General features: G+C 63.3%; 20 protein-coding genes and 1 pseudogene. 12 read left to right on the top strand and 9 right to left on the bottom strand.

Annotation, left to right across the window (positions count from 1 at the left end; all coding sequences use genetic code 11):
• Positions 1-9: 9 nt before the first annotated feature.
• Positions 10-1,806, bottom strand: a complete 1,797-nt coding sequence (locus AWB74_RS34850) for a thiamine pyrophosphate-requiring protein (RefSeq protein WP_061151173.1) — start codon at positions 1,804-1,806, stop codon at positions 10-12.
• Positions 1,807-1,981: 175 nt separating this feature from the next.
• On the opposite strand from AWB74_RS34850, the gene AWB74_RS34845 reads away from it, so the two are divergent.
• Positions 1,982-2,686, top strand: a complete 705-nt coding sequence (locus tag AWB74_RS34845; RefSeq protein WP_061151203.1) for an MgtC/SapB family protein — start codon at positions 1,982-1,984, stop codon at positions 2,684-2,686.
• A 459-nt stretch (positions 2,687-3,145) separates the two neighbouring features.
• Here AWB74_RS34845 and AWB74_RS34835 read toward each other — a convergent pair whose 3' ends face one another.
• Complete coding sequence (locus AWB74_RS34835) at positions 3,146-3,577, bottom strand: RcnB family protein (RefSeq protein ID WP_061151171.1); 432 nt, start codon at positions 3,575-3,577, stop codon at positions 3,146-3,148.
• A gap of 188 nt (positions 3,578-3,765) precedes the next feature.
• Between AWB74_RS34835 and AWB74_RS34830 the strand changes: the two genes are divergently transcribed.
• Together AWB74_RS34830 and AWB74_RS34825 are read left to right on the top strand one after the other, a co-directional pair.
• Positions 3,766-5,715 carry a potassium transporter Kup gene (locus AWB74_RS34830; protein WP_235024788.1) on the top strand — a complete coding sequence of 650 codons (1,950 nt, stop codon included), beginning with the start codon at positions 3,766-3,768 and terminating at the stop codon, positions 5,713-5,715.
• A gap of 9 nt (positions 5,716-5,724) precedes the next feature.
• Positions 5,725-6,996: an MFS transporter gene (locus tag AWB74_RS34825; protein WP_061151169.1), complete on the top strand. Its 1,272-nt coding sequence runs from the start codon at positions 5,725-5,727 to the stop codon at positions 6,994-6,996.
• Positions 6,997-7,008: 12 nt separating this feature from the next.
• On the opposite strand, the gene AWB74_RS34820 is transcribed toward AWB74_RS34825, so the two are convergent.
• The 4 genes from AWB74_RS34820 to AWB74_RS34805 all read right to left on the bottom strand — a co-directional run bounded on the left by AWB74_RS34820 (position 7,009) and on the right by AWB74_RS34805 (position 8,443).
• Positions 7,009-7,227, bottom strand: a complete 219-nt coding sequence (locus AWB74_RS34820; protein ID WP_061151168.1) for a hypothetical protein — start codon at positions 7,225-7,227, stop codon at positions 7,009-7,011.
• A gap of 20 nt (positions 7,228-7,247) precedes the next feature.
• Positions 7,248-7,526 carry a hypothetical protein gene (locus tag AWB74_RS34815; RefSeq protein WP_061151167.1) on the bottom strand — a complete coding sequence of 93 codons (279 nt, stop codon included), beginning with the start codon at positions 7,524-7,526 and terminating at the stop codon, positions 7,248-7,250.
• Positions 7,523-7,729, bottom strand: coding sequence for a hypothetical protein (locus AWB74_RS34810; RefSeq protein WP_143749372.1), 207 nt, complete (start codon positions 7,727-7,729; stop codon positions 7,523-7,525). The genes AWB74_RS34815 and AWB74_RS34810 overlap by 4 nt, the downstream gene beginning before the upstream one ends.
• A gap of 129 nt (positions 7,730-7,858) precedes the next feature.
• Entirely contained in the window at positions 7,859-8,443 is a 585-nt protein-coding gene (locus AWB74_RS34805; RefSeq protein ID WP_061151202.1) for a glutathione binding-like protein, read from the bottom strand.
• 229 nt (positions 8,444-8,672) lie between these two features.
• On the opposite strand from AWB74_RS34805, the gene AWB74_RS34800 reads away from it, so the two are divergent.
• Positions 8,673-9,791, top strand: a complete 1,119-nt coding sequence (locus AWB74_RS34800; protein ID WP_087039365.1) for a GGDEF domain-containing protein — start codon at positions 8,673-8,675, stop codon at positions 9,789-9,791.
• Here AWB74_RS34800 and metE read toward each other — a convergent pair.
• Positions 9,781-12,090, bottom strand: coding sequence for a 5-methyltetrahydropteroyltriglutamate--homocysteine S-methyltransferase (gene metE / locus AWB74_RS34795; RefSeq protein WP_061151164.1), 2,310 nt, complete (start codon positions 12,088-12,090; stop codon positions 9,781-9,783). The two genes, AWB74_RS34800 and metE, sit on opposite strands and share 11 nt — an antisense overlap.
• A gap of 113 nt (positions 12,091-12,203) precedes the next feature.
• Here metE and AWB74_RS34790 point away from each other — a divergent pair, with 113 nt between their 5' ends.
• From AWB74_RS34790 to AWB74_RS34760, 7 genes are all read left to right on the top strand, one after another.
• The gene (locus AWB74_RS34790) at positions 12,204-13,112 is read left to right on the top strand and encodes a LysR family transcriptional regulator (RefSeq protein WP_061151201.1); all 909 of its coding nucleotides are present in this window, start codon (positions 12,204-12,206) and stop codon (positions 13,110-13,112) included.
• 82 nt (positions 13,113-13,194) lie between these two features.
• Entirely contained in the window at positions 13,195-13,728 is a 534-nt protein-coding gene (locus AWB74_RS34785; protein WP_061151163.1) for a DUF4142 domain-containing protein, read from the top strand.
• A 43-nt stretch (positions 13,729-13,771) separates the two neighbouring features.
• Positions 13,772-14,140 (top strand): DUF1801 domain-containing protein, encoded by a 369-nt coding sequence (locus AWB74_RS34780; protein ID WP_061151162.1) that lies wholly within the window; start codon positions 13,772-13,774, stop codon positions 14,138-14,140.
• Between the two features lie 221 nt (positions 14,141-14,361).
• The gene (locus AWB74_RS34775) at positions 14,362-16,554 is read left to right on the top strand and encodes a TonB-dependent siderophore receptor (RefSeq protein ID WP_235024787.1); all 2,193 of its coding nucleotides are present in this window, start codon (positions 14,362-14,364) and stop codon (positions 16,552-16,554) included.
• A gap of 149 nt (positions 16,555-16,703) precedes the next feature.
• On the top strand, positions 16,704-17,720 hold the full coding sequence (locus AWB74_RS34770; protein ID WP_061151160.1) for an ABC transporter substrate-binding protein: 1,017 nt from the start codon (positions 16,704-16,706) through the stop codon (positions 17,718-17,720).
• Between the two features lie 35 nt (positions 17,721-17,755).
• Complete coding sequence (locus AWB74_RS34765) at positions 17,756-18,703, top strand: TauD/TfdA dioxygenase family protein (RefSeq protein WP_061151159.1); 948 nt, start codon at positions 17,756-17,758, stop codon at positions 18,701-18,703.
• 244 nt (positions 18,704-18,947) lie between these two features.
• The gene (locus AWB74_RS34760) at positions 18,948-20,531 is read left to right on the top strand and encodes an alanine/glycine:cation symporter family protein (protein WP_061151158.1); all 1,584 of its coding nucleotides are present in this window, start codon (positions 18,948-18,950) and stop codon (positions 20,529-20,531) included.
• On the opposite strand, the gene AWB74_RS34755 is transcribed toward AWB74_RS34760, so the two are convergent.
• Both AWB74_RS34755 and AWB74_RS34750 read right to left on the bottom strand, forming a co-directional pair.
• The gene (locus tag AWB74_RS34755; protein ID WP_061151157.1) at positions 20,528-21,271 is read right to left on the bottom strand and encodes a carbonic anhydrase family protein; all 744 of its coding nucleotides are present in this window, start codon (positions 21,269-21,271) and stop codon (positions 20,528-20,530) included. The two genes, AWB74_RS34760 and AWB74_RS34755, sit on opposite strands and share 4 nt — an antisense overlap.
• A 112-nt stretch (positions 21,272-21,383) precedes the next feature.
• Complete coding sequence (locus tag AWB74_RS34750; RefSeq protein ID WP_061151156.1) at positions 21,384-22,280, bottom strand: LysR family transcriptional regulator; 897 nt, start codon at positions 22,278-22,280, stop codon at positions 21,384-21,386.
• Between the two features lie 215 nt (positions 22,281-22,495).
• Here AWB74_RS34750 and AWB74_RS34745 point away from each other — a divergent pair.
• Positions 22,496-22,590: pseudogene (locus tag AWB74_RS34745) on the top strand (succinate dehydrogenase, cytochrome b556 subunit); the annotation flags it as partial.

The raw sequence follows: 22,590 nt of genomic DNA, 5'->3' as shown, positions 1-22,590 counted from the left end.
ACTTGTCGCTTATTTGTCTTTATGCCCCGGCAATACCGCGCCGAGCACCTGCTTCGCCGTATCGACGATCACATTGCCCTGATTCGGATCGCCCTTCATGAGCGTGGTCGCGAACGCCTTCGCCTGCTGTAGCGTGATGTGCGGCGGCAGCGGCGGCACGTTCGGATCGGCCTTCACTTCGATCACGACGGGACGATCCGCCGCGAATGCCTCGTCCCATACGGCGGCCATGCGCTCGGCGTCATCGACATAAAAGCCCTTCAGGCCGATCAGTTCCGCGAACTTGTGATAAGGCACCGACGGAATATCCTGCGATGCCTCGAACTTCGGATCGCCTTCCATCACGCGCTGCTCCCACGTGACCTGATTCAGATCCTGGTTGTTCAGCACCATGCAGATCCAGCGCGGATCGGACCATTGCTTCCAGTATTTCGCGACCGTGATGAGCTCGGCCATGTTGTTCATCTGCATCGCGCCATCGCCGACGAGCGCGATCACCGGCCGCCCGGGATACGCGAACTTCGCCGCGATCGCATAGGGCACGGCCGCGCCCATCGATGCAAGCCCGCCCGACAGCGAGCACAGCATGCCGCGCTTCACCTTGAGATCGCGCGCGTACCAGTTCGCGACCGAGCCCGAATCGCTCGTGACGATCGCGTTCGCGGGCACGCGCGGCGACAGCTCCCACACGGTGCGCTGCGGATTCACGCCGGCTTTCGCGGGTTCGATCGCGCGCTTTTCGAGCTTCTTCCACCAGTCCGCGATCCAGCCTTCGATGTCCTCGCGCCATGCACGACCGGTCTTTTGTTGCAGCAGCGGCAGGAGCGCGCGCAAGGTCTCGGCGCTGTCGCCGACGAGATTCACTTCCATCGGATAGCGGATCGACAGCATGTCCGCCTTTATGTCGATCTGCACGCCGCGCGCCGCGCCTTCCTTCGGCAGGAATTCGGAGTAGGGAAAGCCCGAGCCGATCATCAGCAGCGTGTCGCATCCGGTCATCAGCTTGTAGCTCGGCTCGGTGCCGAGCAGGCCGATGGAGCCGGTGACGAAGGGCAGATCGTCGGGCAACGCGGCCTTGCCGAGCAGCGCCTTCGCGACGCCCGCGCCCAGCTTGTCCGCGACGGCGATCACTTCATCGGTCGCCTGCAGCGCGCCTGCGCCGACCAGGATCGCGACCTTCTTGCCCGCGTTGAGCACGTCGGCGGCTTGCTGAAGATCGTCGGGATATGGCACGGTCTTCGGCGCGCGATAACCGACGCCCGAATGCAGCGTGCCGTGCTTGCGGGCCGGCGGCTCGTATTCGAGATCCTGGAGATCGTTGGGCAGCACGAGCGCCGTGACCTTGCGTTCCGACAGCGCGATACGCACCGCGCGATCGACGAGATGAGGGATCTGCGCCGGGACGCTCGCCTGCTGCACGAACGCGCCGGCGACGTCCTTGAACATCGCGGGGAGATCGACTTCCTGCTGATAGTGGCCGCCGAGCGCCGCACGCGCCTGCTGGCCGGTGATCGCGAGCACGGGCATGTGGTCGAGGCGCGCATCGTAGAGACCGGTGATGAGATGCGCGGCGCCCGGCCCCGATGTCGCGATGCACACGCCCAGCTCGCCCGTGAACTTCGCATGCGCGGAAGCCATGAAGGCAGCCATCTCTTCGTGGCGCGCCTGAATGAATTCGATTTTGCCCTTTGCGCGACTGAGCGCGCCGAACACGCCGTTGATGCCGTCGCCGGGATAACCGTAGATGCGGCGCACGCCCCACGCGTGCAGACGGTCGACCAGAAAATCGCCGACGGTGGTAGCCATGATGAAAGTCTCCGGAACACGATTCGAAAGGAATGACCGCCCGCAGAGCCTTGTGGGACAAGCGAAGCGGCGCGCCATGCACAGCTCTGCGCAAAGCCTGTGCCGCTTCCGGAGAGACAGCAGGATCGACAATTGCTACACGCCCGTTCAACGGGATGAACGCAGGACGATGACGATGGCGCACATGCCTCTCACGCTCGAATGGACGGATGTCTTCATTCGAATCTCGCTGGCCGTGCTGACCGGCATCCTGATCGGCTACAACCGGGGCGAAGCGGGCAAGGACGCCGGATTGCGCACGACCTTGCTTGTCTGTCTCGCCGCATGCCTCGCCATGTTGCTGACGAACGCGCTGATCGGGCAGGCGGGCAAGACATCGGATTCATTCATTCAACTGGATCTGATGCGTCTGCCGCTCGGGATACTGTCGGGCGTGGGCTTCATCGGCGCGGGCGCGATCCTTCGCAAGGACGGGCTCGTCAAAGGCCTGACGACGGCGGCGACGCTGTGGTTCGTGACGGTCGTCGGCTTGTGTTTAGGCGCCGGTCAGTTCGGGCTCGGCATCGCGGGCCTCGTGCTGGGCATCGTCGTGCTGTGGCTGATGAAGGCCGTCGAAAGCCGCATGTCCCGCGAGATTCACGCTGAACTGCGGGTGACGTATGAGCGGGGCGCATTCTCGCGAGAGACGCTCACCGATTCGATGCGCGCATCCGGATGCCGGCTCACCAGCGTGGCGGGATCGGCGAAAGGAACCGATTACATGGAAGAGCGTTTTGAAGTGCGCTGGCATAGCCCGCCCGATGCGCGGCACGTGCCGCCGTTCAACGAATCGGCGATGGCAGCGGGCGCGCTGGAATCCGAGTGGAGCATCGTGCGATGAACTCCGCGCTTTTTATCGGCGCGATCCATACATGTTCGAAAGGCTCGTGCAAAGAACTGTTGGCTCGGCGCGCGCTTTGACGTATAAATCAAATACCATCGATGATGGTGACTTCAGGAGTGCAAATGCTGATAAGGTGCGTGGCTTGCAACAAGCTGATTTATTCTGATGATGCACTCGAGGACGACACTTGTCCGGCATGCGGTTCCACGGAGACAGTGCACATCGCGATGGGTTTTATCTTCGATCAGGCGGTGAACGTGCCGGAGCAATCGGCCTGGCCCCCGGAACGGCGCGACGCTGCCGAATCGATTCGCAGGAAACCTTAGAGTTGTCCGCAATGGCGTGATTGAAACGCATGCTTCTTTCCGCCGGTTCCCTGCTTTGACTATGCGCTTTTCTGCCCCTCTCTGAAGCGCATGATTGCCCGCCCTGACCGGCGGGTTTTTTCTTTTTGCGTTATTGCGACATCACGACTTGCGCGATGATGCCCGACGCCACCGCAACCAGCAGATAGTCCGCGCCGACGCCTACCCATTGATAACCGCGCGGCGGCTGTTGCAGCCTATGCTCACGCCAGTCGTCGACAACATATTGGCGATTGCGGTAATCGGACGAGAGATGCTCGCCCTTGTGCCAGTCCGAATGCCGCGGCTCGTTGTTCGCATGCTCCGGCGGGCGCGGTCCGTTGCGATCGTTGCCGTGGTTGTCGTTCATCTGCGGGCCATGACCCGGCGCGCCGGGACCACCGGGGCCGCCGGGTCCACCCGGTCCGCGATAGGCCTCGTGATTGTTGTCCGGGCCGCCCGGCGACGGCTGCGCGAAGACCGCGCCCGTCGTCAGTCCGATGCTCGCGCACAAGAGCGCAGCGACGATTCGACTCTTCTTCATGTTGTTTCCTCTCCGAAGGTTGCAAGGGATCGATGCCCGGACTTTACGCAATGAGCGCGAGAAAGGACGTGAGCATGTGTAAGCAACGCTTTCCGTTGATTACATGCACGCTCACGCCGACGCCGGCGCCCGCGCGGAACATGTCTTGCTAGGCGTTTCGGCACGGCTCACAGCATATGCAAACGTGGATGACATCGACATCGGACGATGCTCGCGAGCATCAATCCCCGCGCCTCGCGCGTGACCTTCCCTCGTCCGCGTCGGCGCCGAAGAAAGCGCTGACGGGTCTCATGCTGGGCGCGCTCGGTGTCGTGTTCGGCGATATCGGCACCAGCCCGATCTATGCGCTGCGGCAAGGCGTGAGCGAAGCGGGCGCCATCGATCCCGTCATCGTGATGGGCATTCTGTCGATGATCGTGTGGGCCGTCGTCATCGTCGTGATGGGGAAGTATGTGTGCTACGTGATGCGCGCCGACAACGAAGGCGAGGGCGGCATCGTCGCGTTGACGGCGCTCGCGCGCTCGGGCTACGAGCAGCAAGGGCGGCGCGTGCCGCATCCGTTGCTCATGGCCGGCCTCTTCGGGGCGGCGATGTTTTACGGCGATTCGATGATCACGCCCGCGGTTTCCGTGCTTTCCGCCGTCGAAGGACTGGGCCAGGTGCGCGCGAAGTTCGAGCCGTTCATCGTGCCGCTCGCAGTGGCGATCCTCGTCGCGCTCTTTCTGTTTCAGCGGCGCGGCACGTCGGTCGTCGGCAAATGGTTCGGGCCGGTCATGCTCGTATGGTTCGTCTATCTCGCGGCGGTGGGCGTCTATCGGATCGCGCAGCATCCGGACGTGCTGCGCGCGCTGTCGCCCGCTTATGCAGGCTCGCTCGTGCTCGCGCATGCGGGGCTCGCGTTCACGATTCTCGGCGCCGTGATACTCGCGCTGACGGGTGCGGAAGCGCTCTATGCCGATATCGGCCACTTCGGCAGGCGCGCGATACGTCTCGTGTGGCTCGCCGTGGTGTTTCCGGCGATCATCATCGGTTATTTCGGGCAGGCCGCGACGATTCTGCATCAGCCGGGCGCGGCGAAACAGCCGTTCTTCTTCGCCGCGCCTTCATGGGCGCTGATCCCGACGGTGCTCATCGCGCTGCTGGCCACGGTGATCGCCTCGCAAGCCGTGATTTCAGGGGCTTTCTCGATGACGAGTCAGGCGATCGAACTCGGCTTTCTGCCGCGCCTGCGCGTGGTCGAGACATCGGCATCGCAGCGCGGGCAAGTGTACGTGCCCGCGGTGAACGCGCTGCTGTTCGGCGCAGTGATGTTTCTCGTGCTCGTGTTCCGCAGTTCGGACAAGCTGACGTCGGCGTATGGCATCGCGGTCGGCCTCACGATGTTGATCACGACGGTGCAGATGGTGAGCGTCTCGCGCAACATCTGGCGCTGGCCGTGGCCCGCGGTCGCGCTGCTCAGCGTGCCGTTCATCGTCATCGATGCGCTGCTCGTCGCGGCGAACGTCCACAAGATTCCGCAGGGCGGCTGGTTTCCGGTGGCGATCGGCGCGCTGCTTTTCGTGCTGATGGCGACATGGCATCGCGGGCTCGAGCTCGCCGGGCAGCATGCCTCGCGCGCACAGCCGCTCGCGGCGTTTCTGCACGATGCGCTGCAAGGCCCGGAGCCGCCCGCGCGCGTGCCGGGCACCGCGGTCTATCCGGGCAGCACGCCGGGCGCGACGCCGTCCGCGCTCACGAGCAACGTGCGCCATAACCGCGTGCTGCACGAGACGACGGTGATCTTCGCGAACCGCTCGGAATCGGCGCCGCGCGTCGATGAGCACACGCGCATCGAAGTGCGCGATCTCGGCGCGGGCTGCTACGAAGTGATCTCGCGGCACGGCTTCGTCGAGCGGCCGAATCTGCCGCGCCTGCTCGCGTCGCTGAACGGCCAGTTCGGCGGCTGGAGTTTCGACCCGAAGCACACGACCTACTTCCTGCCACGCGACGAAGCGGCGCCCGGCTGTTCTCACGGGCACATGCCGCGCTGGCGCGAGCGTCTTTTCGGTTCGATGTCGTTCCATTCGGCATCGAGCGCCGAATACTACGGACTTCGAAGCGAAGATGTCGTCGAACTCGGCGTGCAGGTCGCGCTATAACTCGCGCTCATGCAAATCCACAACGTGAAGGCGACCCGTCCGCTGCTCGCCGTAAGCTTCTTCGCAGCGGACGTGCAAGCGGGCGTCGGCCCGTTTCTCGGCATCTATCTGCAATCGCACGGCTGGACGACGGACCGCATCGGCACCGTGCTGACCATCGGCGGTATCGTCGGCATGCTGGTCACGACGCCTGCGGGCGCACTCGTCGATGCGACCTCGCGCCGGCGCACCGTCGTCGCGGCCGCGAGCGCGCTGTCGATCGTCGCGGCGATCATCATCTGGCTGTTCCACGGCTTCTGGCCGGTCACGCTCTCGCAGATCGCCACGGCCATCGCGGGCGCGACGATGGGCCCGGCGCTCGCCGGTCTCACGCTCGGTATCGTCGGACGGCAGAATTTCGACCGGCAATACGGGCGCAATCAGGTGGCGAATCATGCGGGCAACATCGCGGCGGCGGCGCTCTCGGGTTGGCTCGGCGCGTGGCTCGGCATGCCGTATATCTTCGGGCTGAGCGCAGCGTTCGGCGCGGGTTGCATCCTCACGGCGCTGTGGATTCCACCTGGCTCGGTGCATCGGCATTACGCGCGCGGGATCGCGAAAGACGATGCCGACGACGCCTCCGATATCCGCGCCGACGCCCTGCGCGTGCTGTTGCGCAATCGTTCGCTGCTCGTGCTGTCGGCGGCGCTCGCGGCGTTCAATCTCGGCAATTCGGCGATGCTGCCGCTCTACAGTCTCGCGGTCGCATCGACGCATGCCGCCGATCCGAGTCACGTGACGGCCGCCAATATCGTCATCTCGCAGATCGTCATGCTCGTCGCGGCAGCCTATGCGAGCCGCGCGATCCGCCGCTTCGGCTTCTGGTGGATCATCCTCGTCACGCTCGCGACGCTGCCGCTGCGCGCCGTTACGGCGGCGTTCGTCGCGCCGGCGTGGGGCATCGTGCCGGTGCAGGTGTTCGATGGCATCGGCGCGGGCTTTCAGAGCGTCGCGGTGCCCGCGCTCGTCGTGCATCTGCTGCACGGAAGCGGCCGCGTGAATCTGGGGCAGGGCGCGGTGCTGGGCGTCGAAGCGGCGGGCGCGTGCCTGAGCCCGATGCTCGGCGGCTGGATCGCGCATCGCTACGGCTTTCCGGCCGCGTTCGTGGCGCTCGGAAGTTTGTCGGTCGTATCGTTCGCGATCTGGGTCGGTTATGGACGGCGCGTGCGGGAGGCATGCGACACGCGGCGCGACGAACTCGGCAAACTGGCCGACGTGGATTCGTCGACGTTATTGCCCTGACCGCGTCTGCGGTCACGCCGAAGCGTCGCCGGCGGGCAGCGCGTCGGCCTTCGCGTTTGCGTGGGTCTTCGCGGCTTCCATCGCCATGTCGGAGTTTTCGACCGGGCGGTCGCGCATTTCGGTGAAGCCGTCAGCGTCGATCGTGTAGGCCCAGGTGCATTGACCGGTCGGATCGTGATCGATGGTGATCTCGACGGTGTGCCCGTTGCGAACGTAAGTCTCGGTTGACATGATGTGCCTCTCGATAGGGTTCACGACATGCCCGCGCCGCGCAGGCGCTTGAGGGCGAGAATCGCGGCGGCGAGCACGTGCACGGCGCCGAAGCCGAGCACGAACACGAGCCATGCGGGTATCGGCAAATCGAGCGTGGATGCGCCCATTGCGCCGAACGCGAGCGCCACCACGATCATCACGAAATGCGCGGTACGGCGCTTGCCCGTGCCGCGCGTGAAGCTCGGAATTTCGTAGTGCGTGTAGCAGACGATCGCGCCCGTCAGCACTGCCGCGACGACGGCCTGCCACGGAATCACGGTTTGTTCGAACCGGGCGGCACGGGGTTCTTTTCCTGCGACGACGGCAACGCGTTTTCCGATGCCTCGTGGCCGCGCTTCGTGCGCGCGTCGAGCTCGGCTTGCTTCGTTTCCTGCGAGGACGGCGGCGCGGAGTCGTCGCGGCCCACGGGTTCGTCCATGTCGTCGGCGGTGGCGTGCGGCACGGGCTTGTCCTGCTGCATGATGGCCTCCGGAAAGCGTGAAGCGGCGCGCGGGACGCACGCCTGCATGTCGGGCGGAGCAAACGGCGGTCCCGGTTCGACGCTCGGCGGGCGCTGCTGCCGTCGGTCGTCGCGAACCGGTCCCGACTGTCACTCGAGCCCTTCGTGCTCGAATGCGAGCTTGACGGCGGGCCGCTCGCGCATGCGCTGGTAAAACGCTTGCAGCTCGGCGGGCATATCGACGTTCATCTTGCGCGCCCATGTCAGCATCGTGAAAAGATAGGCGTCCGCGACGCTGACATCTTTGCCGAACAGATAATCGCCGCGCAGCATCGTCGCGATGAGCGCGAAACGCTGAGCGATTTTCTCGCGCGCCGCCGTGGCTTCGGCGTCGGCGGATGGCCGGAACACGCGGCCGAACTGCTTGTGGATTTCCGTCGATATGAACGCGAGCATTTCGATCAGGCGCAACTTGCCGTCGTCGCCGGAGGGCGCGAGCGACGGCGCCTGTTGCGCGACCCAGAACAGAATCGCGATGTTTTCGGTGAGACGCTTGCCGTCGTCGAATTCGAGAACGGGCACGTAACCTTTCGGATTGATGTCGTTGAACGGCGTATTGTTTTCGGTGAGTTTGGCCTTCAGATCGACTTTTACGCGATCGAAGTTCAGGCCTGCTTCATGCATCGCGATGTGATCGGCGAGACTGCACGCGCCGGGCGCGTAATAGAGTTTCATGATGCGCGGCTCCTTCCCGTGATTGCGGGTGCTCAAAGCGATTGAGTGAGCAAGGCGCATGCCGCAGAACGTGAGCGCGACTAAAGTTTCATGTCGCGCGTGCCGTTGACCTGAACGTGCATTCGTCGCAGCAGCGGAAGGCGAAGGTATGATACGGCCGTTTCGACCATCCGCCGCCCGCCGTCCCTGAACGGCCGCGGTTCCGGCCCCGCACGTGGCGGCCTTTGCCATGTTCCACACACCTGACACAGAAACACTCCGTCTTTGCAGCGTGCTCGCGAGCACGGCGTTCGGGCTCGTCTTCGCGCTGGTGCGCTTCGGACGGAGCATCGAGCCGCAATTCGTGCACTGGTCGGCGAGCTCGTTCCTGTATGCCGCGGTGCTGGTCGGTTTCGAGTACGCGCGCGGCAATCTCGTGCTCGTCGGGCTGCTGCTCGGCGCGCTCGCGGTCACCAACATGCTGATCGTCTCCGGCCTGCGATCCTTCGATGGCAAGCCGCCCTTTCGCGGATGGATGCTCGCGCCGGTCATCGGCTGTGCGGCGGTGCATGTCTTGCCGACATGGCTCGGCGGCCACGGCCCGGTCGTCTCGACGATCACGCATGCGGGCGACACGATCAGCGTCGCGGTTTCCGCCGCCATCACCGGCATCACGCTCTGGTCGAGCGGGCGGCGCGAGAAAAGCCGCGCGAGACGCATCGCCGGACTCGCGATGCTTGGCTATCTGCCGGGCTACGCCGTGACGCTCGCGGCCTATCTGTTCACCGTTCCGCGCCTCAACTACCTCGCGCTGATCCCGACGCTCTCCGACCAACTGCTGCTCGGCGTGCTGAATCTCGGCCTGCTCGCGATTCCCGCCGAGCGTGCGCAACAACGCCTGCGCGACGCCGCGCTGCGCGATCCGCTGACGGGCGTGTGGAACCGCGCCGGATTCGGGCGTTACGCGACGCGTCTCGCCGCGCCGGGCGCCACCGTGCTCGCCATCGATCTCGATCATTTCAAACAGATCAACGATCGTCACGGTCATCTCGCAGGCGACAACGTGCTGATCGAGCTCGCGCGGCTCGCGGGCGACGAAGTCGAGTCGCTCGGCGGCGAGTTCGGCCGGCTCGGCGGCGACGAGTTCGTCGCGATTCTGCCCGCGTCGCGCGCCGCGAATGCGCAGGCCTGCGCGAACCAGATCCACGACGCGTGCCGCAAAGTCACCGAAGGCATGCCCGAATGGACGACGAGCATCGGCGTATCGCAGATCGGCGCGAACGAAACCGGTTTTCACGACGCGCTGCAACGTGCCGACGTCGCGCTTTATCGCGCGAAGGTGGCGGGGCGCAACAAGCTCACGGCATGACTCGTGAACCGAGCGCCTGACGCAGCGTGCGCGCCGCCGCGACCATGTTGCGCAGCGCGGGAATCACTTCATCCCATTGACGCGTCTTGAGCCCGCAGTCGGGATTGACCCACAGGCGTTCGCCGGGAATGCGCTCCGCCGCTTTCGTCATCAGATCGACGATATGCGCTTCGCTCGGGATATTGGGCGAGTGGATGTCGTACACGCCCGGCCCGATCTGATTCGGATAGCTGAAGCCGTCGAATGCGTCGAGCAGCTCCATGTCCGAGCGCGATGTTTCGATCGTGATGACATCGGCATCCATATCCGCGATCGACGCGATGATGTCGTTGAACTCCGAATAACACATGTGTGTGTGGATCTGCGTTTCGTCGCGCACGCCGTTCGCCGTGATGCGAAACGCTTCCACCGCCCAGCGCAGATACGCGCTCCATTGCGAGCGGCGCAGCGGCAGGCCTTCGCGCAAAGCGGCTTCATCGATCTGAATGACGCGCACGCCGGCCTTTTCCAGATCGAGCACTTCCTCGCGGATCGCGAGCGCGAGTTGCCGGCACGACACCGAGCGCGGTTGATCGTCGCGCACGAACGACCAGTTCAGGATCGTGACCGGGCCGGTGAGCATGCCCTTCATCGGCTTCTGCGTTTGCGATTGTGCGTAGCGAATCCACTCGACGGTCATCGCCTTCGGACGGCTGATATCGCCGAAGAGAATCGGCGGCTTCACGCAGCGCGAGCCGTACGACTGCACCCAGCCAAACTGGCTGAACGCATAGCCTTCGAGTTGTTCGCCGAAGTATTCGACCATGTCGTTGCGTTCGGCTTCGCCGTGCACGAGCACATCGAGGCCGAGCGCTTCCTGCTCTTTCACGGCGCGCGTGATTTCGCGTTGCATCGCGGTCCTGTAGCTCGCGGCATCGAGCTCGCCCTTTCTGAACTGGCTGCGCGCATGACGAATCTCGCTGGTTTGCGGGAACGAGCCGATGGTCGTTGTCGGATACGCGGGCAGGTCGAGCATCGCGGCCTGCTTCGCGGCGCGTTGCGGATAGGCGCTCGCGCGTTCGCCGAGCGCGGCGTCGATCTTCGCGACCGCCGCCTTCACCAACGGGTCATGCACGCGCGACGACGTGCGGCGGCTTTCGATCGCCGCGGCGTTGTGCGCGAGCGCATCGGTCACCGATGCGCGGCCTTCGTTCAATGCCCGCGCGAGCACGTGCAGTTCATCGAGCTTTTGCAGCGCGAAGGCGAGCCACGATTGGATATCGGCATCGAGCTTCGTCTCGCTCGACAGATCGACGGGCGCATGCAGCAGCGAGCACGACGGCGCGATCCATAGCCGATTACCGAGCGATGCGTGCAGCGGTTCGAGCCATTCGAGCGCGGCGTTCAGATCCGTCTTCCAGATATTGCGGCCGTTGATCGCGCCGACCGACAGCACCGACGCACCCGGCAGCGATGCAGCCGCCGCGGCCACTTCGTCGCGCGCGTTGATCGCATCGATATGCAGGCCGTCCACCGGCAGCCTGCACGCGAGTTCCAGGTTCTCCTGCAACTGGCCGAAGTAAGTCGCGAGCAAAAGGCGCACGCGGCGCGCAGAGAGCGCGTCGTAGGCGGTGACGAAGGCGTCGCGCCACGGCGCGTCGAGCTCGGTGACGAGCGCGGGTTCATCGATCTGCACCCACTCCACGCCGAGCGCGGCGAAGTGATCGAGCAGCGCGGCATAGACGGGCAGGAGACGCGGCAGCAGCGCGAGCCTGTCCGAATCGTCCTTCGCCTTGCCGAGCCACAGATACGTCACCGGGCCGATGATGACGGGCTTCGCGTTCACACCGAGCGCGCGCGCTTCGCCGAGTTGCCCGACGAGACGCGACGTATCGAGGCTGAACTGCGTCGCCGCATCGAACTCGGGGACGATGTAGTGGTAGTTGGTATCGAACCACTTCGTCATCTCGCCGGCCGCCACGCCGCCGCAGCACGCGGCGTGCGCTTCGGCGTCCTGCGCCGAACGTCCGCGTGCGACGCGGAAAGCGTTGTCGAGCGCATCGCCATGAAAGCCGCGCACGCGTTCGGGCAGGTTGCCGAGCGTGAAGCTCATGTCGAGCACCTGATCGTAGAACGCGAAATCGCCGACGGGCACGAGATCGAGGCGCGCCTGATCCTTCCAGTGCCGCGCGCGCAACTGGGCGCCCACGGCTTTCAGTTCATCGCGTGAAGACTGGTTTTTCCAGTAGCTTTCGAGGGCGAACTTCAGTTCGCGTTGTGCGCCGATGCGCGGAAAACCCAGGTTGTGTGTCGTGACCATCGTACGTCGTCTCTGTCGAAGTTGGCGATATGACAGCGATGATAGAATTTTCGATGCATGAATAAAAATGGTTTGATTTCATGCATCGATCAATTTTATTCATGGAGCTTCCGATGCTCGAACGTGCGCATCTGATGGTCGTGCGGGAAGTGGAACGGCAAGGTTCGCTGACCGCCGCCGCCGAGGTGCTGAATCTCACGCAGTCCGCGCTGAGCCATACCGTCAAGAAGCTGGAGCAGCAACTGGGCACGCCGGTCTGGACGCGCGAAGGGCGCAGCATGCGGCTCACGCAGGCCGGGCAGTATCTGCTCGGCCTCGCGAACCGGCTGCTGCCACAGTTTGAGCTTGCCGAAGCGCGCATGAAGCAGTACGCGCAGGGCGAGCGCGGCACCTTGCGCATCGGCATGGAGTGTCATCCGTGCTATCAGTGGCTGCTCAAGGTCGTGTCGCCCTATCTCGCGCGCTGGCCCGATGTCGATGTCGACGTGAAGCAGCGCTTTCAGTTCGGCGGCATCGGTGCGCTGTTCGGCCATGACATCGACGTGCTCGTGACGCCCGATCCGCTCAAGAAGCCGGGCTTGCGCTTCACGCCGGTGTTCGACTACGAACAGGTGCTCGTCGTGCCGGAAGCGCATCCGCTCGCAAGTGCGACTCACGCCACGCCGGAGCAGATCGCGCAGGAAGTGCTCATCACGTATCCGGTCGAAACCGATCGCCTCGACATCTACACGAAGTTCCTCACGCCCGCGAATGTCGTGCCGAGACGCCACAAGGTGATCGAAACGACGGACATCATGATGCAGATGGTGGCGAGCGGACGCGGCGTCGCGGCGCTGCCGCGCTGGCTTGCCGAGGAATATGCGGACCGCATGCCGCTCGACGTGCTCAAGCTCGGCAAAAAGGGCATCGCGAAGCAGATCTTTCTCGGCACGCGCGAGGCGGATGCATCGATCGACTATCTCGCGGCGTTCATCGCGCTGGCGAAAAAGGCCGATGGCTCGAAGGCGCGGATTTCCCGCTAACGTTTCGCATCGAGCGCATCACATACGCACGCAATGCGTCATCGCGTGAAAATAGAGGCGTCTTTGAAGGGAGAGAACGCATATGAAAAGCGCATGCATCGCGACGATGCTGCTGTTCCTTGCGTTGACGGGTCTCGCGCAAGCGCAGGAGCGCCTCAGCGATGAACAAATGCTGGGCGTCGTCTTCGTCGCGAATCAGGCGGAGATAGCGGCAGCCAATCTCGCATTGCGCAAGACGCGCTCGTATAGCCTGCAAGTTTTCGCGCGACGCATCGTGTCGGAGCACGCGCAGGTCAATCAGGAGATCGCGACGCTTGCGCAAAGATTCGGGACGCAGCCGCAGCGCAGCGCGACGAGCGACGCGCTGATGAAGCAAAGCGCCGACGATCTCGCCGATCTCGACGACGTCGGCATGTATGACTTCGACGAAGCGTATCTCGATCGCGAAGTGCTCTTTCTGCAAAAGCTCGTCAATACGGTCGATGACTACATCCGCACCGCGCGCAACGCGGACGTGCGGACCTTGCTGATCCGCTCGCGCCCGTCCTTCATTTTTCATCTCGATCAGGCGCACCGGCTGCAACTGACGATAGGCAGTCCGGGCCTCAAGCGCTGATGCCGCTGCGATAAGATCGTCGTCGCTTATCTACGGAGATCATATGGACGCATCGCAACGCATCGACGAGTTGATTGCAGGCATCACCGACTGGCGCGGCGAGACCTTCGCCAATATGCGCAAGATCATCCTCGCAGCGGATGACGGGATCGTCGAGGAGTGGAAGTACATGGGCAGCCCGGTGTGGTATCGCGACGGCATGATCGCCGTGGCCAACGCCCACAAGGGAAAAGTGAAGCTCACCTTCGCTCACGGCGCGCGTCTTCCCGATCCCGAAAAGCTCTTCAATGCAGGCCTCGAAGGCAACGCGCGGCGCGCGATCGATTTCTTCGAAGGCGACAAGATCGATGCGCGGGCGCTGAAGAATCTCGTGCGCGCGGCCATCGAGTTCAATCGGTCACGCCTGAAGTAGACCGCACGCGCGATTGCGTCGCTGTCCGGCACGCGATCGCGCGCAAACGTTTGCTTTGCGCGAGCCCCTCCAGCCGCCCACTCCAGTAGCGCCGGTCCTGTCGTATTCGGACCAAAACGCCTGAATCATTTCTTTACAAATACAAAACGTCCAGTCACAATCCGCAACCAAAATAATAACGATTCGCATTTACACACGCAACGATGTCAAGAGAAATGAGCATGAAATCAGGTGATACGAACCCGGTCGCCCTGCGGCCTTTGAAGCTGGCTGCGCTGCTGCTGTTCGCCGTCGCGCCGCTCGCCTACGCGCAGTCGGCGGACGCGCCGCCGGGGGCATCGGAACCCGTGGTCGCGGCGCCGGCCGACAGCACGCTGCCCGCCGTCAAGGTGACGGCGCAGAACGAGGACCAGCCTTATGGTCCGACGAAAGGCTATGTCGCGAAGGAATCGACGGCGCTCAAGAACAGCGCGTCACTGCTCGAAACGCCGCAGTCCGTCTCGGTCGTCACGCGCGAGCAGATGGACCAGCAGAACGCGCAGACGCTCAACGCGGCCGTGCGCTACGTGTCGGGCGTGACACCCGAAACGCGCGGCGGCATCGCGACGCGCTATGACCTGCTGAAGGTGCGCGGCTTCGACGCCGACAAGTACTGGAACGGTCTCAAGCTGCTCGATAACGCGTGGTACGCGGTGCCGCAGCTCGATCCCTTCTTGATGGAACGTATCGAAGTGCTCAAGGGCCCGGTGTCGGTGCTCTACGGGCAGGCGGCGGCGGGCGGCCTGCTCGATCAGGAAAGCAAGCTGCCGACCGTCGTGCCGCTGCACGAAGTGGGCGTCGAGTTCGGCAACTACGCGCACAAGCAGGCCACGTTCGATTTCTCCGGCCCGATCGCGGGCGATCAGCGCTATCTGTATCGCATCACCGGGCTCGTGCGTTCGGAAGACGGACAGGTCGAATCGACGATGAACAAGCGCATCGCGATTGCGCCGTCGTTCACGTGGCGTCCCGATAACAAGACCTCGCTCACGCTGTACGGCCTGTATCAGCACGATCCGCGCAGCACGTCGTACGGCAGCGTGCCGCCGCAAGGCACGGTGCTGTTCAATCCGAACGGCAAGCTGTCCAGCGATTTCTACGACGGCGATCACAACTTCGAGAGCTTCAATCGCGTGCAGGAAGCGATCGGCTACAAGTTCGACCGCAAGCTCAACAACGCGTGGACGTTCCGCTCGACCGGCCGCCTGATCCATCTGGCGCAGGACTACAAGAGCGTCTATGCGAGCGCGCTCGAAGACGATCTGCGCACGCTCGATCGCGGCACGGCGGCGTCGAAGGACAATCTCAACACGATCAGCTTCGACAATCAGGTCGAAGGCAATTTCTCGACGGGCTCAATCGAGCATGCGGTGCTGTTCGGCTTCGACTATCAGCATTACGCGAGCAACTTCGATGCGGGCTTCGGCGCTGCACCGACGCTCGACATGTTCGCGCCGGACTACAACCAGGCGATCACGCCGCCTGACCGCTATCACCAGGTGTTGAGCGGCACGCAGTACGGCGTCTATGCGCAGGACCAACTGCGCTGGGGCAACGTGATCCTCACGCTCGGCGGACGCGAAGACTGGGCGAGCAGCGATTCGAACAACACGACGTACAACATCGTCTCGCATCAGTTCGATCGCGCGTTCACGTGGCGCGCCGGTTTGTCGTATGTGTTCGACAGCGGCATCGCGCCGTACTTCAGCTATACCGAATCGTTCACGCCGCAGGCAGGCACCGATATCAACGGCCAGCAGTTCTCGCCGGAGCGCGGGCGTCAATATGAACTCGGCGTGAAGTTCGCGCCGAAGGGTTACAACGCGTTCTTCTCGGCCGCGCTGTTCGATCTGACGCGCAAGAACCTGCTGACCGTCAATGCGGACAACCCGGCCTTCCAGACGGCGGCCGGCGAAGCGCGATCGCTCGGCGTCGAGCTCGAAGCGAAGGCGAGCCTCACCGATTCGCTGAACGTCACCGCGAGCTACACGTATCTGAACACGAAGTACACGAAGGACAACAGCGGTCTGGAAGGCAAGTTCCTGCCCGCGATTCCGCAGAATCAGGCTTCGTTGTGGGCGTATTACACCGTCAATCGCGGGCCGCTCGCCGGTCTCTCGATGGGCGCGGGCGGACGCTACACCGGCACGACGTACAGCAGCGACAACAGCTTCAAGGTATCGAGCTTCTTCCTCGTCGATGCCGTGCTGCGCTACGACCTCGGCCGTGCGGCGGCGCAGTTGAAGGGCGCGGAACTTTACGTGAACGCGCAGAACCTCTTCAACAAGGAATACGTTGCGTCGTGCTACTACGGCAGCTGGTGTGCGTTCGGCTATGGACGTCAGGTCTTCGCCGGCATGAACTATCACTGGTAAGCACGTTTCATTGCACTGCGTCTTCATGGCGCAGCGCATTCTCTCCGGCGCTTTATCGCGAACGAAGCTATCCGTATCAGGATTTCTTAGTTCGCGCGTGAGGAAGCGGCAAGTACATTGATTGCCTGCCGCTTCTCACGATACCCCGCATGACGCCGACCTTTCCATTGCAGCGCTTCTTCGCCGTGCTCGCTTCGATCGCGGCATTCGCCTGGCCTTTGCAGTCTGCGCACGCCGAAGGCAAGGTGAAGGTCGTCGATCAATACGGCATCGGCTCGCTGCTGCTCAAGGTGGCGAAGGACCAGAAGCTCATCGAGAAAGCGGGTGCGCGTGCGGGCCTCGATATCGACGTGCAATGGAACACGCTCTCGGGCGGCGCGGCGGTGAACGAGTCGTTGCTGTCGGGTGCAGCGGATATCGCGACCATCGGCATCGGGCCGTTGATGACGATCTGGGACCGCACGCGCGGGCATCAGGACTTTCGCGCGATCGCGGCGCAAAGCGCGGTGCCGGTCTATCTCGTGACGAACGATCCGCGCATTCGCAGCGTGAAGGATATCGGCGAGAAGGATCGCATCGCGGTGGTGTCGGTGGCGGTGTCGCAGCAGGGGCGGCTGTTGCAGATGGCGTCGGCGCAGGCGTTCGGCGATGCCGACTATGGGCGTCTCGACCGCTTCGAGGTCAACATGCCGCACGCCGATGCGACCACCGCGATGTTGTCCGGCAACTCGGTCATCAATCTGCATTTCTCGAATGCGCCTTATCAGTATCAGGAACTCGAAAACCCGAAGATCCACAAGGTGACGAGTTCGACGGAGATTCTCGGCGGGCCGTCGACGGGCAGCGTCGTCGTGACTTCCGACAAATGGCGCAAGGACAATCCGAAGACCTATGCCGCCGTGCGCGCGGCGCTCGACGACGCGGCGCGGCTCGTCGCGAAGGACAAGGCGCAAGCCGCCGCCATCTACATCCGACAGGACAACTCGAAGCTGTCGTCCGCATTCGTCGAACGCATTCTGAGCGACAAGGACACGAGCTTCGCGACGACACCGCAAAACACGCTGCAACTCGGTACGTTTCTGCACAAGGTCGGTGTGATTCGACACGAGCCGAAGTCGTGGCGTGACTACTTTTTCGCCGACAAGACCAACGCGCAGGGCAGTTGAGCGCATCCATTTCAAATTGATAAGGAAGCCGAACAATGAATGCAGCCGCCATCCAGCATGATACCGATCTGACGGTCAGTCCGCTTTCGGCGCATATCGGCGCGGAAATCAGCGGTGTCGATCTCACGCGCCCTTTGTCGTCCGGGCAGGTCAAAGCGATCCGCGCCGCGTTGCTTCAATGGCGCGTGGTCTTCTTTCGCGAGCAGTTTCTGAGCCACGAGCAGCACATCGCGTTCTCGGCGCAATTCGGCGAGCTCACGGTCGGGCATCCGGTGTTCGGTCATGTCGAAGGACATCCGGAAATCTATTCGATCTCGAAGTTCCGCAAGGCCACGCGCTTCGACGGCCCGTCGGTTTTGCGGCCGTGGACCGGATGGCATACGGATGTCACCGCCGCGGTGAATCCGCCGTTCGCGTCGATTCTGCGCGGCGTGACGATTCCGCCCTATGGCGGCGACACGCAATGGACCAATCTCGTGATCGCTTACGAGAAGCTCTCCGCGCCGCTGCGCGCTTTCGTCGATGGCTTGCTCGGCGTGCATCGCTTCGCGCCGCCGCAAGGCGCGAGCGGCACCGATGCGTTCACGAAAGCAGTCAGCGATCACACGCTCGTGAGCGAGCATCCGCTCGTGCACGTACATCCCGAGACCGGCGAGCGCGCGCTGTATGTGAGTCCGGGGTTTCTCAAGCATGTCGTGGGGCTCGCGCCGCGCGAGAGTCAGGTGTTGCTCGAACTGCTGTGGGAGCACGTTACGCGGCCGGAATTCACGGTGCGCTTCAAATGGGAGCCGGGAAGCATCGCGTTCTGGGACAACCGCACGACCGCGCATCTCGCGCCCAGCGATATCTTCGATCTCGACTTCGATCGCCAGTTGTATCGCACGACGCTCGTCGGCGATGTGCCCGTGGGGCCGGACGGACAGCAATCGGTGGCGGTGCAGGGGACGCCCGTGGGCGCGGCAGCTGCGGTGGCTTTGAATTGATCGACTGGAGAATACGCACATTACATCGCAACTAACGGTCTGTCCACACGATCGCCGCTTTCAGCTTCGCCACTGGCTATTAAGAGGAAGGCTTCCCTGGACGGCTTCCGCGGGCCCGTATAATCGCAGCCTTCCTGCGATTCCGTGCCTGCGCAGGCACGTCCGCCAGCGTCGAACGACATTGGTTTATTAACATTCCGAACGCCTGTTCAGGACAGGCCGAAGCACGAAAGGAACGCCACGCGTGGAAAGTCTCTTCCAGTCCGTGAATGCATTGTTTGCCTTCATTGCGCCCATCTCGGATTTCTTGTGGGATTTCCCCACCAATTTCAAGGCCTGGTCGCGCATTCCCGTGCTCGGGCAGTTTTCGTTCGCGATTCTTCTGCTCGTCGGCGTGGGCATCCATTTCACGATCCGCACGCGTTTCATCCAGACGATGAACGTCGGCAAGATCGTGCGCATCATGTTGCGGCGGCAGACGTCGAAGACCGGCGTCAGCGCGCTGGCGTCGTTCATGCTCGGGCTCGCGATGCGCGCGGGGCCGGGTAATATCGTCGGCATCACGGGCGCGATCTCCGTCGGCGGGCCGGGCGCGTTGTTCTGGATGTGGGTCGCCGCATTCTTCGGCATGGCCACGGCGTTCATGGAATCGACGCTCGCGCAGCTCTTCAAGGAGAAGAAGCACGACGAGTTCGTCGGCGGCCTGCCGTTCTACGGGCGGCGCGTTCTCGGCGACAGGCGCATCGTCGGCACGTTCCTGTCGGTCGTGTTCATCGTCTATGCGCTTTTCAACGTGCCGCCGCAAACGTTCAACGTGTTCACCGCAATCGGCACCATCGCCGATACGGTGTCCGGCGCGCATCTCGCGCGTCAGTCGACGGTGTATTACGTCATCGCGGTCGCGCTCGTCGCGGCGTGCGCGTTCATCATCATGGGCGGCATCCGGCGCGTGACCGCCTATACCGATGTGCTCGTGCCCATCAAGGCGGCGCTCTTCTGCCTGATGTCGCTCGTCATCATCCTGATCAATCTGCCGCTGATTCCGTACTTCTTTCATGAGGTGATCGTCGGTGCGTTCGCGCCGCATGCGCTCTTCGGCGGCGCGATCGGCACCGCGCTCGCGCAGGGCGTCAAGCGCGGGCTGATGTCGAACGAGGCGGGGCAGGGCACCATCACGATGGCCGCGGCCATCGCCGATAACGATCACCCGTGCGAACAGGGCTTCGTGCAGAGTCTCGGCGTGTTCTTCGACACGATGGTCATCTGCACGATGACCGGCTTCATCGTCGTGATGGCGCACGTGTGGACCGGAACCGTCGATGGCCAGGCGTGGGAATCGGTCAGGGCCTCGAAGATCACGGTCTATCTCGCATCGGTGGAAACGCTCGTGCCGGTTTCGGTCGCGCAGGTCGTGAAGATCGTGATGTGCGTGTGCTACGGGCTCTTCGCATTCACCACCTTGCTCGGCATGATTTCATTCGCGGAGATCTCGGCGAACTTCATTTCGCGCAGTCCGCGTTTCATCACGGGCATTCGTGTGGTCGGCTCGCTCGTGTTCGTGCCGTTCGGCGCGCTCACCGTGCTGGCCGGACTCGAATTGCCGAATCTCTGGGCGCTGTCCGATCTGATGAACATCGTGATGGTTCTGCTCAACGTGCCGATTCTGCTGATCGGGCAACGTCTCGTGTACAAGGCGCTCGCGCATTACCGCGCGACGCGCGGCGGGCCGTTCGTATCGGAAGAGATCGGCGTGCGGACCGCGTATTGGTCGAAGAAACGCGATGCGGTCGCGAAGCAGGAAGACGTTCGCGAGCGCGTCGAAAGTTAGGAACTGAAAAATTCCACTGCGCCGGTGCTGATGTTGTACATCGCGCCGGCGATCTTGATCGCGTGCTGGCTTTCCATTTCGTTGAGCACGGTGCTGTCGCGGCGAATGTTCGCGAGCGTCAGTTCGACGTTCTTGCGCGCGACCTTATCGACGAATGCGTAATTGGTCGCCGTGCGTTCGCCATCGTATTGCGTGGCGTCGACGGCCGGTTTGACGCGCGCGAGCAAGCCGGTGAGATTGCCCAGTTCGACGTCGGCTATCGCGCCTTTGATCGCGCCGCACGAGGTATGCCCCATTACGAGCACGACTTTCGCGCCCATCAGCTTGGTCGCGAATTCCATGCTGCCGAGGATATCGGCGTTCTCGATATTGCCAGCGATGCGGCAATTGAAGATATCGCCGATACCCAGATCCATGATGACTTCCGCGGGCGCGCGCGAATCGATGCAACTGAGCAGCACGGCCGCCGGATACTGGCCTTTTGCGCTCGCTTTCTGTTCATTCAGGTAATTGCGCGGCTTGCGTTCGCCTTTCTGAAAGCGCTCGTTGCCGCGCTTCATCGCCTGGATGATCTGCTCGGGCGTCATGCCGTCGCGCTGCGCTTTGGTGAGCGCATCGGCGTGGGCGGGTATCGTAAGAAGAGACGGGAGGGCGAGTCCGGCGAGGGTCGCGGATGCCGATTTGAGAAAGCCCCGGCGGCAGGCCGTGCAGTGCAGCGGATGCTTCGATTCTTCGCGCATGACCTTGCTCCTCGATCTCGAAAGGATTGGGCCTTCTTTGACGCTCTGTTGCCAGCAGAAGTGTTCAACGGAAATGCGTCGAAAGCAATGCGCGCTTGTTCTGATGACAATGTCACGCCGATGACGTAGCGACCCGCCGTGCGATATCGAGGAAATTCGCGGTTTTGGCGGGCGTCGCGTCGATGCGCGATGCCAGCGCGAGACGAATCGTGATCGCGCTGCCGAGGGCGTCGGTGTACGCGACGCCATCGACCTGAATCTGGCACACGGACGCCGGCACGAGCGACACGCCGAATTCCGCCGCGACCAGATTCACGACCGACGAAAGCTGCGGCGCCTGCTGCCCGGCGACCGGCTCGAATCCGGCTTCGCGGCATGCACCGACGATGACGTCGTGCAAGGTCGGGCTCGCCTCGCGCGGCAGCATCACGAACGGATCGTCCGCGAGCGCGGCGAGCGGCACCTTGCGCTTCTTCGCGAGCTTGTGCGTGGCGGGCAGCACGATTTTCATCGGCTCGATGGCGATGTGATTGATCTGCACGCCGGCGGGCGACTGGCTGCCGAGGCGAACGAAGGCCACGTCCACGCGGCCGGCGTCGAGATGCGCGAGCAGTTGCGCGGTGTTGCCTTCGGTGAGCGTGAGCGTGACGTTCGGATACGCCTGCCGGTACGAGCGAATGAGCTTCGAGACGACCGGATTGAACGCGGCCGATCCCGTGAAGCCGATATTGAGCTGCCCGATCTCGCCGCGGCCCGCGCTCTGCGCCTTTTCGACGGCGAGACGCGCGTCGGTCATGAGACGCTTGGCATCGACGGCAAACGCTTCGCCGGCTTCCGTGAGCACGACGCCGTGCCCCGTGCGCCGAAAAAGCCGCACGCCGATTTCGTCTTCCAACGCGTGAATCTGCTGGCTGAGCGGCGGCTGCCCGATGCCGAGCCGCTCGGCCGCGCGCGTCACATTGCGCTCCTCGGCGACGGCCAGAAAATAGCGGATATGACGCAGCTCCATGCGATATCTTTAAAAAGTATTTCAGATAGACGAGATAGATATTGGACAGTATATCAATCGCGCGACAAAATACCGCTATCGCGCAGTGCGCGGGCTAGAAACTTTTCCCCAATTACATCGCCGATCGCTTTCGAGCGAAACAGGCTGGACGAGTCGCGCGCCCGCGTCGTCTTTGACGGCGCGAATCGTCAACCAGATTGGGAAGGGGTCTAACCGTGGCTGAAGCATTGAAGAAACCAAGGCCGGAATACCGAAACATCGGGATCGGCCAACTCGCGAAGTATCGCTTGCCGCTGGCAGGGAAGGTATC

The sequence above is a fragment of the Caballeronia arvi genome, from assembly GCF_001544695.2.
GTDB lineage: Bacteria > Pseudomonadota > Gammaproteobacteria > Burkholderiales > Burkholderiaceae > Caballeronia > Caballeronia arvi.
The sequence above is the reverse complement of the archived record's forward strand: the minus strand, read 5'-3'. Positions and strand labels throughout refer to the sequence as shown.

Coding starts and splice junctions, on each gene's coding strand:
- AWB74_RS34845 (WP_061151203.1), top strand. CDS start 1,982: ATGGCGCACATGCCTCTCACGCTCGAATGGACGGATGTCTTCATTCGA.
- AWB74_RS34850 (WP_061151173.1), bottom strand. CDS start 1,806: ATGGCTACCACCGTCGGCGATTTTCTGGTCGACCGTCTGCACGCGTGG.
- AWB74_RS34825 (WP_061151169.1), top strand. CDS start 5,725: ATGCAAATCCACAACGTGAAGGCGACCCGTCCGCTGCTCGCCGTAAGC.
- AWB74_RS34800 (WP_087039365.1), top strand. CDS start 8,673: ATGTTCCACACACCTGACACAGAAACACTCCGTCTTTGCAGCGTGCTC.
- AWB74_RS34810 (WP_143749372.1), bottom strand. CDS start 7,729: ATGCAGCAGGACAAGCCCGTGCCGCACGCCACCGCCGACGACATGGAC.
- AWB74_RS34765 (WP_061151159.1), top strand. CDS start 17,756: ATGAATGCAGCCGCCATCCAGCATGATACCGATCTGACGGTCAGTCCG.
- AWB74_RS34755 (WP_061151157.1), bottom strand. CDS start 21,271: ATGCGCGAAGAATCGAAGCATCCGCTGCACTGCACGGCCTGCCGCCGG.
- AWB74_RS34750 (WP_061151156.1), bottom strand. CDS start 22,280: ATGGAGCTGCGTCATATCCGCTATTTTCTGGCCGTCGCCGAGGAGCGC.
- AWB74_RS34790 (WP_061151201.1), top strand. CDS start 12,204: ATGCTCGAACGTGCGCATCTGATGGTCGTGCGGGAAGTGGAACGGCAA.
- metE (WP_061151164.1), bottom strand. CDS start 12,090: ATGGTCACGACACACAACCTGGGTTTTCCGCGCATCGGCGCACAACGC.
- AWB74_RS34770 (WP_061151160.1), top strand. CDS start 16,704: ATGACGCCGACCTTTCCATTGCAGCGCTTCTTCGCCGTGCTCGCTTCG.
- AWB74_RS34785 (WP_061151163.1), top strand. CDS start 13,195: ATGAAAAGCGCATGCATCGCGACGATGCTGCTGTTCCTTGCGTTGACG.
- AWB74_RS34780 (WP_061151162.1), top strand. CDS start 13,772: ATGGACGCATCGCAACGCATCGACGAGTTGATTGCAGGCATCACCGAC.
- AWB74_RS34820 (WP_061151168.1), bottom strand. CDS start 7,227: ATGTCAACCGAGACTTACGTTCGCAACGGGCACACCGTCGAGATCACC.
- AWB74_RS34830 (WP_235024788.1), top strand. CDS start 3,766: ATGACATCGACATCGGACGATGCTCGCGAGCATCAATCCCCGCGCCTC.
- AWB74_RS34775 (WP_235024787.1), top strand. CDS start 14,362: ATGAAATCAGGTGATACGAACCCGGTCGCCCTGCGGCCTTTGAAGCTG.
- AWB74_RS34835 (WP_061151171.1), bottom strand. CDS start 3,577: ATGAAGAAGAGTCGAATCGTCGCTGCGCTCTTGTGCGCGAGCATCGGA.
- AWB74_RS34805 (WP_061151202.1), bottom strand. CDS start 8,443: ATGAAACTCTATTACGCGCCCGGCGCGTGCAGTCTCGCCGATCACATC.